The 11,996-nt window shown below is 56.5% G+C and carries 8 protein-coding genes and 1 tRNA gene; 7 read left to right on the top strand and 2 right to left on the bottom strand.

What is annotated here, in order from left to right; all coding sequences use genetic code 11:
• Positions 1-382 precede the first annotated feature (382 nt).
• On the bottom strand, positions 383-757 hold the full coding sequence (locus tag ACX80D_RS14585) for a phage holin family protein (RefSeq protein WP_459323590.1): 375 nt from the start codon (positions 755-757) through the stop codon (positions 383-385).
• Positions 758-1,653: 896 nt separating this feature from the next.
• Positions 1,654-1,736 (bottom strand) — tRNA-Leu (locus tag ACX80D_RS14580).
• 387 nt (positions 1,737-2,123) lie between these two features.
• Here ACX80D_RS14580 and ACX80D_RS14575 point away from each other — a divergent pair.
• From ACX80D_RS14575 to pknB, 7 genes are all read left to right on the top strand, one after another.
• On the top strand, positions 2,124-2,936 hold the full coding sequence (locus ACX80D_RS14575; protein ID WP_459323589.1) for an FhaA domain-containing protein: 813 nt from the start codon (positions 2,124-2,126) through the stop codon (positions 2,934-2,936).
• Entirely contained in the window at positions 2,936-3,421 is a 486-nt protein-coding gene (locus ACX80D_RS14570) for an FHA domain-containing protein FhaB/FipA (RefSeq protein ID WP_459323588.1), read from the top strand. Before ACX80D_RS14575 ends, ACX80D_RS14570 begins: the two co-directional genes overlap by 1 nt.
• Position 3,422: 1 nt before the next feature.
• Positions 3,423-5,249: a PP2C family protein-serine/threonine phosphatase gene (locus tag ACX80D_RS14565; protein WP_459323587.1), complete on the top strand. Its 1,827-nt coding sequence runs from the start codon at positions 3,423-3,425 to the stop codon at positions 5,247-5,249.
• Complete coding sequence (locus ACX80D_RS14560; protein WP_459323586.1) at positions 5,246-6,640, top strand: FtsW/RodA/SpoVE family cell cycle protein; 1,395 nt, start codon at positions 5,246-5,248, stop codon at positions 6,638-6,640. The genes ACX80D_RS14565 and ACX80D_RS14560 overlap by 4 nt, the downstream gene beginning before the upstream one ends.
• Entirely contained in the window at positions 6,637-8,091 is a 1,455-nt protein-coding gene (locus tag ACX80D_RS14555) for a penicillin-binding transpeptidase domain-containing protein (RefSeq protein ID WP_459323585.1), read from the top strand. Before ACX80D_RS14560 ends, ACX80D_RS14555 begins: the two co-directional genes overlap by 4 nt.
• The gene (locus ACX80D_RS14550) at positions 8,088-9,926 is read left to right on the top strand and encodes a protein kinase domain-containing protein (RefSeq protein WP_459323584.1); all 1,839 of its coding nucleotides are present in this window, start codon (positions 8,088-8,090) and stop codon (positions 9,924-9,926) included. The genes ACX80D_RS14555 and ACX80D_RS14550 overlap by 4 nt, the downstream gene beginning before the upstream one ends.
• 64 nt (positions 9,927-9,990) lie before the next feature.
• The gene (gene pknB, locus ACX80D_RS14545; RefSeq protein WP_459323583.1) at positions 9,991-11,937 is read left to right on the top strand and encodes a Stk1 family PASTA domain-containing Ser/Thr kinase; all 1,947 of its coding nucleotides are present in this window, start codon (positions 9,991-9,993) and stop codon (positions 11,935-11,937) included.
• The last annotated feature ends 59 nt before the right edge of the window (positions 11,938-11,996 follow it).

The raw sequence follows: 11,996 nt of genomic DNA, 5'->3' as shown, positions 1-11,996 counted from the left end.
AAACTTGGCACACTATTGAGTTCTCAAACAACAACCACACCCAGCCAACACACCCGAACCAACAAACAATCCGTGACGATCAGTGCCGAGGCAACTTTTCAAGCTTACCCGAACTATTCCAACAACGCAAATCCACTAAACAGTGAACAACACCATCGAAACATGAGAAATAGACCGGCAAAACCGGCCACATAAACTCGGGATTTTCGTTCCCCCATCAACCGGAGCAACTCGAAAAACAATACACCCCGTTTCGCATCTACGCAAATCCGCGGCAGGCCCAGCCACCGGTGAACTATCTGCATACGTATCTACCACCGGAGATCAGGACGACTATGAGCCGGCCGGCTTCCAACCGACTGGGCTCACGAGGTTTTTGCCACTACTTGTTGGCGCTCTTCAATACATACTTGGGAACCAAGATGGCGCAGAGTCCGGTGATGGCCCAGATAAGGAGCGCCGCCATGATCCATGTGAAAAAGCCGTGGATCCTGATGCCCCCGAAGGACATGCTCGCAATGATCAACGCCAACCATGTGGAGACGAGTGATGCAAGGCCAGCAAGAGCGGGGGTGTATTTGGTGGCCAACTTGGCAACGAAACCCTCGAGAAGCGCCTGCGCGATCGTAAAGATAACGACAGCAGACAGTAACCCCCAAATGTGCAGAGAGAAACGAGGCAGAATCAGTGCGGCAAGAATAATCGCTACAGCTGAACTGCCTAATTGGACGCCTACTCGAATCATGAGGTTCTTCATGGTCCGATCCTATGCCCTGAGTCCTTTGATCCCAGGAGCCGAGCCGCGAATGCAGAGGGTTATGAAGTGGTTCAAGCCAAGGACCTAGTGGGCTCAACAACTCAAACGAGCCGGAGTCCGCGCGACACATTGCAACGCTTGGGAAAAGCTATGGATACCCCCGTTGCTTCTCCCTATATATAGGTACCGGAGACTGCGAGATCTGGATCGCAGAGGCGGCGCCAGTTAACTGCCCGCGATGTCTCCTGCAATCGATCGGATTGCTACTCCCGCTTGTGGCAGGCACCTATCCGGGTGTCATCATGAAGCTCTCCGTCGATTCACAGCACAGTTACAGAAGTAGCGATTGATCTAATCCTGACCGTGGGTCACCACAGCATCTATCCGAACCAGTGACTATCCTGAGGATCATTGTTCACCCCCATTGCTCCGCTGTGTTCCCTTATATAGGGGAGACATGCCTGGCAGTCCTGATGGGAGGCGGTTCCATCGAACGTTCCCTGATGGACTGAATGTCTTCAGAAATTTTCGGAGACTGCTCAGACCGGTCCAATGGAGACTTTCAATCGTCAGAGTTCTTGATGGGGGACGAGCTCCAAGGCGTTAGGTGGACGAGCAGCAAGTCGTGTGTATGTTCCGGACGACACGCACGCGGCGATTGGTACAAACAAATGAGTGCCCAGCTAACTCAATAGATGAATCCACGGTGGCACATCCTGCACGTCTGGATTTGGCACGGAATCCGCGGATCTAGGTCATGAAGTGTGTCCGCGAGGAGGAACGGGGGAACCAGGGCCTCTAACCCCTAACCGCTAACTCCACTGACGGGGGACGCTAACCCGGGGAAACAAAAATCCCCGGGGAACCATTGGTTCCACCGGGGATTCTCAAAAACGTGCGCGAGGGGGGATTTGAACCCCCACGCCCTTTCGGACACTGGCACCTGAAGCCAGCGCGTCTGCCGTTCCGCCACTCGCGCGTTTTTCGCTATCCACCGTGTTTGTCTTTCGACTCTCAGTGGAACAGCGAGATCAAGCATATAGGACATCGTGCCAAATCACCTAAACGAGACAAGCTAGGGATCACTTATCACTGCAGAATGGGGCGCCGACGGCGCCAATTTTCGCTGAAACACAGGGAAGTTATGGTGTGCAAAAAGGTTTTGACAACGTCATGCCTAGGTAGGAAATTTGCCACATCGGGACCAAGTAATGGGGATATTCCTAGACTCCGGCAGTAGTATCGACCTTGAACCTGGTTGTCCGCAGTGCGGATGACGTTCAAGTTGCGCTCTCCGTAGCGCAGCACTTCTGAAGAATTTTAGGCATCACCCTTGCCACAGCAACACAGTAAGAGAGGAGAGCATATGGGATTGTTTGACAACGTTGAAAAAGGCATTGAAAAGGCAGTACGTGGCGCCTTCTCCCTGGGCTCCAAATCGTTGCAGCCGGTTGAAGTGGCAAGCGCTCTTCGTCGGGAACTCGACGACAAGGCGATGACATTGGATGCCGGCCGGACGCTGGCACCCAATGTTTTTAATATTGAGCTGGGAGACGCCGACTTCGAACGGGCACGTTCATGGGGTGTAACCCTCGCTGAGGAACTGTGCGATGTGGTTATTAACCACGCGCGTAGCCAGGGCTATGTCCTCCAAGGTCCGGTTCGGGTGGCATTCAACCACCTCGAGGAACTGCGCCCGGGACAGTTTCAGATTGTTTCCTCCACAGAGAAGGAAAATAGTACGGGCGCTCAGATTCTCCAAAGTCCTACTCGCCCTCCCGTGCGGCCAAGTCAGGAGCCCGGCCAAGCACAGCCCCCTGCTAGCCAACCCGCTGTTCCGGCCGCCCCTGTGTATAAACGCCAGGCGGCACCAGCACAGGGCCAACCAGTTGTGGACATCGACGGACAGCGTTACGCCCTGAATGCCAATTCCATTATTTTGGGCCGTTCCTCTGAAGCGGACATTCTGATTGACGATACTGGCGTTTCACGAAAGCACTTAGAGATCCGCTGCGAGGACGGTTCCAACACCGCCGTGGACCTTGGTTCAACCAACGGCAGCTATGTAGATGGTCGCCGCGTGCAGGGCAGCACAGGATTGCACAACGGGTCCGCGATCAAAATGGGTCGAACTGAAATTATTTTCCGTATATTGCCTCGGCGCGGCGGTGGTCAGTGATGAACGATATGACTCTTCTCGTGACCATTTTGCGCTTCGGTTTCCTACTCCTGATGTGGGTCATGGTTTTCAGTGTGGTCGCTGCCATGCGCCGCGACTTGGTCATTGGCCGGAAGGCCAAAGTGGGCGAGCCAACAGCCCGGCAGGCCCGTAAGCACCCGGAACTTGTTGAAGCAGCACCACCTGCAAAGGTTCAGGCCCGCCAGCTTGTTGTCACCGAAGGACCTCTTACAGGTACCACGTTGGACCTCAGTGGCATCCCGATTCTTCTGGGTCGCGCCCAAGAAGCAACTTTGGTACTCGAAGACGACTATGCCTCGGGTCGCCATGCGCGCCTGTTCCCCCAGGGCACGCGGTGGTTCATTGAAGATCTAGGCTCCACCAACGGAACGTTCCTTGGCGGCACTGCGTTGACGCGTGCCCTCCCCGTAGAACTCGGGGTCCCTGTGCGGATCGGCAAAACGGTCATCGAATTGAGGCCATGACATGGCCGAATACCCGCTAATTTTGCGCTATGCAGCCAGGTCTCATGTGGGCTTGGTTCGCGCCAAAAACGACGATTCCGCCTATGCTGGCGAGCATCTGGCAGTAGTTGCCGACGGAATGGGTGGCCATGCTGGCGGTGATGTTGCCAGCGCTTCCACGGTCCTTGATCTGGTGCACCTAGATCACAACCACCACAACGATGAGGCCGGCACTCACCTCGCTGATGAGATCCAAACCGCCAATTCACTGCTGTCGGAGCTAGTTCATGTGAATCCTAAATTGGCCGGCATGGGCACCACAGTGACGGCTCTACTGCTCTCCGGCGAGCGTTTGGCATACGCTCACATTGGCGATTCTCGCGCCTATCGTCTCAAGGATGGTGTCTTTGAACAGCTGAGCACCGACCATACCTTCGTCCAGCGCATGATCGATGAAGGTCGCATGACCGAGGCCGAAGCTGACGTGCACCCCCATAAGAATGTTTTGATGCGCGTGCTCGGGGACGTCGATGCCTCCCCTGAACTTGACCTGAAGTATTTCGATGCCACTGCCGGTGAGCGCTGGTTGCTGTGCTCCGACGGCCTGAACTTTGTCCGTCCAGCCATGATCGAAGAGGTCATCCGCCACACCAAATCACTCGCGAATGCTGCGGATACTCTCATTGAGCTGACTTTAGCGGCCGGCTCACCCGACAACGTCACCGTTGTTGTCTTCGACATTGTCGAATCCAATCCAGAAGAGACACAAACCGCGGCCTTGGAAGCGGTTGAGGCCGCCACTCTGATTTCGGACAATGTCGATCGCCGGCCTTTGGAGCAGAGTACAGAAACGGACGACGCCGGAGACGAGCCGCTTGCGGTAACGGCAGCTCCCGCTGTGCACGTCGAGCATGACGAAGTAACCAGCCCTGTTGATCCTTCCGCAGACCCTGTGCCAGCGCCCGCGGCAGAACGATCAGAAGGTGTCTCCGAACCGGGTCATCGTGTTGGGCCCGAAGAGTCAGATGAAGATGGCGATACGTCCGATTCGCTAGATACACACATTCGCGCTGCCGCCATTCGCAAAGAACTTCAAACACGTAAGCACGAACTCGTTGGTGCCGCCGTGACGGCAGCAGAGGATGGGCGCATACCGCTTCTCACCAAGGCGCCGTCCTCGCATCGCGCCGCGACGGTACTGACCCACAAGCCCACACCAGAGCGCACCATCGTAGAAGATACGGAAGAGTCACTGCCTAGGCTTCGCCAACGCCCACTGGTATTGGCGATCGCAGCGTTCTTGGCAGTCTTGGCCATCGTTGTAGGCTCCTGGGCCGCCTATGCGTGGACCCAGACGCAGTATTTTGTGGGCGTCAACAACGGGAATGTTGCAATTTTTCAGGGTGTCTCGCAATCCCTTGGCCCCATCTCGCTCTCAGAATTGCACCGGGAAACAGAAGTGAAAGTTGAGTCTTTGCCCGCCTATTCACAGCAGTTGGTGGCATCAACCATGCCAGCGCGTACCCTCAGTGATGCTGAGCAGATCATTAGCGATCTTCAGCTGGGTACGGGGACAAGCTTGCCTCCCTGCGAGCTCGTGAACACCCCAACACCTAGCACACCTACCGCGACAAGAACCCCAACGGCCACTGGCAGTCCCAGTGGCACGGCAACTCCGAGCATCTCGGCTAGTGCCACAGCAGCTGCAAAAGCTACGGCCACTCCCAGCGCTAGTGCCACTGCCACTGCCACTGCCACTGGAAGCGTTAGCGCACCTGCCAGCCAGTCAGCCACCGGCGTTGCCACGCCTTCCGCACAGCCCACATGCGTTCCTGGCGGTGGACAATGAGCCAGCTACTGACAGTGTCTAAACCCCGCCGCAATACAGAACTTCTCCTGCTGGTTCTGGCCCTTGGGCTCTCGGCCATGGCAACGGCTCTGGTCAACCTGAATTTGGGCCGGACATTTGACAACGATTTCTACACACAGATCGCGATTCTTTCAGGTCTGTCTATTGCATTCCACATTGTTCTGCGCTTCAAGGCCAAATATGCCGATCCGGTAATATTACCCGTAGTGGTGGCATTGAATGGCTTGGGGCTAGCCGTCATTCACCGCTTGGACATCACCTCCGGCGACACTGCGGCCACCCGCCAATGGATGTGGACCGGCCTTGCTGTGGTGGCAGCGATCGCCGTGATCTGGGTATTACGAGATCACAGGATCCTCCGTCGATACACTTACATCTCCTTGCTGGTCTCCGTTGTACTACTCATACTGCCGCTCGTGCCAGGCATCTCGGCGGGTAGTGTCTTCGGCGCAACGGTGTGGATTTCCATTGGACCGTTCACCTTCCAGCCCGGCGAGATTGCAAAGATCACGCTGGCTATATTCTTTGCTGGGTACCTTTCTTCCAATAGAGATCTGATCCTGCTGGCAGGAAAGAAGATTGGACCATTACAGCTTCCCCGTGTGCAAGACCTTGCGCCCATGATCGTCGCTTGGCTTGCCAGTGTAGGAGTCTTGGTTTTCCAGCGCGACCTTGGTTCTTCAATCCTATTTTTTGGTTTGTTCATGGTCATGATCTATGTGGCTACCAGCCGGGTCAGCTGGATATTTATTGGCATCGCGCTAATAGCTGTTGGAGGCTTTGCTGCCTACCAAATTTTCCCGCACGTTGCTCGTCGCATTGATGTCTGGGTGAACGCCTTTGACCCCGCCTACATTGGCGCTCCCTATGGGAGCTTCCAAGTTGTCGAGGGTTTGTTTGGTCTAGCCAATGGTGGCCTCATCGGCACCGGCTTCGGACAGGGCTCACCCGATGCGTTGCCCGTGGCCAATAGCGACATGATTACTGCAGTCATCGGCGAGGAACTTGGATTGATCGGGCTCTTCGCAATCCTTTGCCTCTATGCACTCTTGATTGCACGGGGCTTCCGGGCAGCGCTGGGCACCCGTGATGCTTTTGGCAAACTGCTGGCCGTGGGACTGTCCTTCGCTGTGGCCTTGCAGTGTTTCGTCATTATCGGTGGCGTCACCCGTCTCATTCCACTGACCGGCCTTACGACACCCTTCTTGTCGGCCGGCGGGTCATCGCTGCTGGCCAACTGGATCATCGTTGCTTTGATCCTGAAGATTTCCGATGCGGCCCGGCGACCCATTGATATCTCTGTAGTGCCTGCGCCCAACGATCCGACACCGGATATCGACAAGACCCTAAAGGAGGTGCCCTCACCATGAACGCTGCGATTCGTAATTCCTGGATAGTGGCCATCGCCTTATTCGCCCTGCTTTTTGGCTCAGTTTCTTATGTGCAGATTTTCGCGGCGGATTCGCTCAACCTCAACCCCAATAACCAGCGACAACTCGTGAAGAGCTTTTGTAGCGCAAGAGGTCCTATCCTTGTTGACGGTCAGGCCATTGCCGAATCTGTCGCCACAAACACCGATTGTAAGTACCAGCGAACGTACAACGATCCCCTGTTATATGCAGGCCTGACCGGCTTCTTCAGCAAGTGGTCCGGACAATACGGTGTTGAGGTGGCCATGAGCGATGAGCTAACAGGAAACTCTGACGATGCCCTTTTCGAGCGCATCTCCCAGATCTTCACCGGCGAACAACCTCAGGGGCGCTCAGTAGAACTCACAATCGATTCAAAGATCCAGCAGATGGCCTTTGACATGATCCCCGATGACATCGGCGGATCAATCGTGGTTCAGAATCCGAAGACCGGCGCCATCATCGCCATGGTTTCCAAGCCCACGTACGACACCAACTTGATGGCCACTCATGACAAGGAAGCCTTTGATGCATCCATGGCGGAACTGGTAAAGGTTCCTCAAATTAACCTGTTTGGCTCATCGGCCTACAAACAGGTTTATGCACCAGGCTCCGTCTTCAAAATCATCGATACTGCGGCGGCCCTGGAATCTGGGAAATATAACAAAGACAGCATACTTCCCAACCCGGCTGAATTGACGTTCCCGGGAATGGACTACGCGCTGCCCAACTACGCCTACGGCCAGTGCTATACCAGGGACAAGGCGTCCTTCGCCTTCGCGTTGGAGAACTCCTGTAATACGCCATTCGCCAGCATTGCGCTGGATCTGGGCCAGGACGCCATGACGGCCCAAGCAGAAAAGTTCGGTTTCAATGACAGCTCACTTTCCTTCCCTTCTTCGGTGGAGACCAGCCGCTTCCCCGGCAGTCAGGGCGAGCTTGATGACGCGGCATTGGCCCAGAGTGCAGTTGGCCAGCTGAATGTGGTTGCAACACCGTTGCAGATCTCGATGATGACTGCAGCCATTGCCAATGACGGTCAGCAGATGGCCCCCAACCTCATCAAGACGGTGCGGACGCCAGATCTTAAAACGGTTTCTAGTCTCACACCGGAGATTCTTCGTCAGTCCACGACGCCGGAGATCGCCTCCCAAATCAAGGATTGGATGGTCAGCGTGGTTGACAACGGTATCGGCACAGCTGCGGGTGTTCCCGGAGTCAAAGTGGCCGGCAAAACAGGAACCGCAGAGCTTGGAGACGGATTGAACAACGCCTGGTTTACCGGGTTCGCACCGGCCGATGATCCCGAAGTGGTGGTCACCATCGTCATGCCCAAGGTGGATGTTCCCACCGGCTCACAACTTACAAGTCCCAATGCAAGCAAACTCTTCAAGGCGGTGTTGAACAAGTGAGGCCTATTTCTGGTATCACCTTAGGCGGCAGGTTCCAACTCACATCACGCATTGCCATTGGCGGCATGGGCGAGGTGTGGAAGGCACAGGATCAGGTCCTGGGTCGTATTGTTGCCATTAAAATCCTCAAGGATGAATACACCGGCGATCCTGGCTTCCGTGCCCGGTTCCGGGCAGAGGCCAAACACACCGCCCTGCTCAACCATGAGGGTATTGCCAACGTCTTTGACTACGGCGAAGAAGATGGCTCCGCCTACCTGGTCATGGAACTGGTTCCTGGCGAGCCTCTTTCCGCCATGATCGAGCGCGAACGTGTGCTCTCGGGCGACTGGACGTTGTCTATGATCGCCCAGACCGCACGCGCTTTGGCAGTGGCCCATGCTCAAGGTCTTGTCCACCGGGATGTGAAGCCCGGGAACTTGCTCATTACTCCTGAGGGCAAGGTGAAGATCACCGACTTCGGCATTGCCCGTCTAGCCGATCAGGTTCCCTTGACCCAGACCGGACAAGTCATGGGCACAGCCCAGTACTTGGCTCCGGAACAGGCAACTGGTCAGATCGCCACCGGGTCCAGCGACATTTATTCCCTGGGCATCATAGGTTATGAGTGCATTACCGGACACCGTCCGTTCTCGGGTGAATCCCAGATTGCTATTGCCCTAGCCCAGGTCAATGACGCGCCGCCGCCGCTGCCCGACACGTTGCCCACACCGGTGCGTGCTCTGCTGATGTCCATGCTGGCTAAGGAACCTGCCAATCGTCCAGCCAATGCCTTGAAACTCAGCGAGGCCGCCGAGGCCATTCGCACTGGCGACATCAAGGCCGCGCATGCCGCGGTGCCGGGAATGTTGCTCTTCGAAGCCACCACAGGTCCTATCACAGCTCCCGTGGACATCAACGCAACGGCCGCTACTTCTGTGGTCAGCAGTGTCCCCGAACCCAGTACGACGGCGCTTCCTACAGTTTCCGAAAATATCGAAGACGCTCCTGCAGCTCCCACCCGCGCTGAGATCCTCGGCGCTGAGCGTGCATGGCAGGCGGAGCAGGAAAACCCTGTTCTCGTGGTCTCGGATGATGAGTATGTGCCGCAAACGGAGCCCGTCAAGAAGGGCCGCAGTCCATGGACTTGGCCCATGGTTGGCTTGATTGCCCTGTTGGTCTTCGCGATCGGTGCATTGTTGCTGCAAAACAGCGACTTCTTTGGGGGGACAACAGTGCCCACGGAGACGAACACGTCCACTCCATCTGTAACCCCGAGTTCCACACCCACCACTCCCTCGCAGACACCTTCGCCAACAGAAGAGTCATTGCCTCCCACCTCGGAAGCTCCTGTAACAGTTGACGTGGTCAACAATGCCTTGGCCGGAAGGCCCTTTGCAGAGGTTGAGCAGGAACTGATAGCTCAGAAGCTTGGAGTTAGTCGCGTTGATGAGTTCAGTGACAGGGATGCTGAAGGTATCGTCATCTCGGTCAGCCCTACAGGACCGCAGCCAATTGGTACCACCATCGTAGTTACTGTTTCCAAGGGCTCCGAGCCTCCCGCGACGCCAGATACCACAGCGGTTCCTTCCTTTGCTGGGCAAACTGGTGACGCCTATGATCAAGCCCTAGTGGCCGCAAATTTGATCCCGAACCGTCTTGAAGAAGCCTCGGACACCGTTCCAGAAGGCAATGTCATCATTGTTGACCCCGCTGCTGGAACCCAGGTGGAGCTGCAATCACCGGTGACTTACTACGTCTCTAGTGGTCCGGCAGTGCAGGAAAACCCGCCGCCCTCGTCCGCCGAGCCAAAGCAAGAGCCAAAGCAAGAGCCAAAGACAGAACCAAAGCCCTGATAGCCATTTGGCTCGTCAGAAGGTCCCGAAATTTGCCGTCCTCTGAAAGGACTAACTGGAACTCATGAGTATTCCGCGCGTCCTCAATGACAGGTATGAGATTGGGGAATTGCTAGGCCGTGGTGGCATGGCTGATGTGTATAAGGCCCAAGATATCCGATTGGGCCGTACTGTGGCGATTAAATTACTGCGGGCTGATGTAGCCCGCGATTCGCAACTGCAGGCCCGCTTCCGTCGGGAGGCTCAGGCTGTGGCGGGGCTAAACCACCCCGCCATCGTCGCCGTGTACGACACAGGCGAGCACGTCTCCGGGGACTATCCAGGAGATGGTGCGCATGTGCCATACATTGTCATGGAATATGTTCACGGCAAGACCCTGCGAGATTTAATCCGCGGCAAGAACATCACCACAGAGCAAGCACTGGAATACTCCATGGGTGTTCTGGCAGCCCTAGATTACAGTCACCGCGCGGGTATAGTCCACCGTGATATCAAGCCTGCCAACGTCATGGTCACCGAAGATGATCAGGGTGTTCTGGGCCAGGTCAAGGTCATGGACTTTGGTATCGCACGGACCATCTCAGACTCTGCTGCGACCATGACGCAGACACAGACCGTCATGGGTACCGCCCAGTATTTATCGCCGGAACAAGCCCGTGGGGAGAGTGTCGATGCTCGCAGCGACCTTTATTCTGCAGGCTGCCTGCTCTACGAAATGCTGGCGGGACGGCCGCCTTTCATAGGTGACTCACCAGTCTCCGTCGCCTACCAGCATGTGCGTGAGCTGCCCCCCGCACCGAGCACCTTCAACACAGCACTGAGCCCTGCCTTGGATGCGTTGCTCATGCGCGCACTCCAAAAGGATAGGCAGCAGCGTTTTCAAGATGCCGCCTCCTTCCGGCGAGCCCTCCGTGCTGCTGGGGCCGGCGTCATGCCACCGTCGGGGCACGAGCAGGCGGGCCATACCGTCAAGGCGAACGAGGGGAACGATACTACAGTGATCGCTACGGTCGCTGACACGATTGCCTCAGCCCCCCTACAAGACACGAACGACGCCGGGCCCTCCACCCGCGCCATGGCCAAGGTCATGGCGGGGGGAGCGTTAACCACTGAGGAAGTGGTTCCCGAAGACCACGGTGAGGTGGCACCTGCCGTCAGGCGCCGCCGTCGAGCATGGATGGTGACGCTCTTTGTACTGTTGGCGATCATGCTCGGCGGTGGGGGAGTGCTGGGCTACAACATGCTTAACCAAGCACCTGCCGCAGTTGCCCAAGAAAGCATTCCGGCCTTGGCCGGGATGGCTAAGGACGACGCGATGTTCCTCTTGAAGAACTTGGGCCTAGACCCTCGCAGCACCGAGGAGTTTTCCTCCGAGGTGGATCAGGGAGATGTGATCCGCACAGATCCCAAAGCCGGTACCCTGACCGAAGTGGGCACCTCAGTGGAGGTGGTTGTCTCCAAGGGGCCCTCCGAAGTACTAATCCCCGCGGAAGTGACCGGCAGAACTGAGGGCGATGTACGTCAGGACCTGATAGATCTTGGTTTACTCATCCGTGCCACCGATCTGGTCAATGACGGCTCAATAGGGGCCAATCTGGTGGTCACCACGGATCCGGCTCCCGGCGAGAAAGTGCCCGTGGGCACCAGCGTTACCATCAAGGTTTCCACAGGCCAGGTAGCAATGCCATCCCTGTTTGACCTAACCAAGGACCCTGAGTTGGTTAGGCAAACCGTGACGGCTGCTTTGAAGAAGGTCTCGGAGCATCTAGAGGTCACGTTTGAGGAATCTGAGAACTCTGTCGTCACCCCAGGTATGGTGACGGGGCAATCTATTCCGGCCGGTTCGGACGTGGCACAACGGACAACCGTTGTGGTTACTTTGGCGAAGGCACCGGAGCCGGCGCCGGCGGAGCCTACGCCAACACCAACCCCGACGTCCACAACATCACCCGAGCAGACGAAATCACCCCCGACAAAACCGGAACCGTCGAAAAAGCCCAAGAAGCCCTAGCCTAATCCTTGCTGAGGTACGTCACTGAGGTTAGATGCTGATGCTAACCGTGACCACGC

It is taken from the genome of Arthrobacter sp. Sr24 (genome assembly GCF_054511175.1).
The sequence above is the reverse complement of the archived record's forward strand: the minus strand, read 5'-3'. Positions and strand labels throughout refer to the sequence as shown.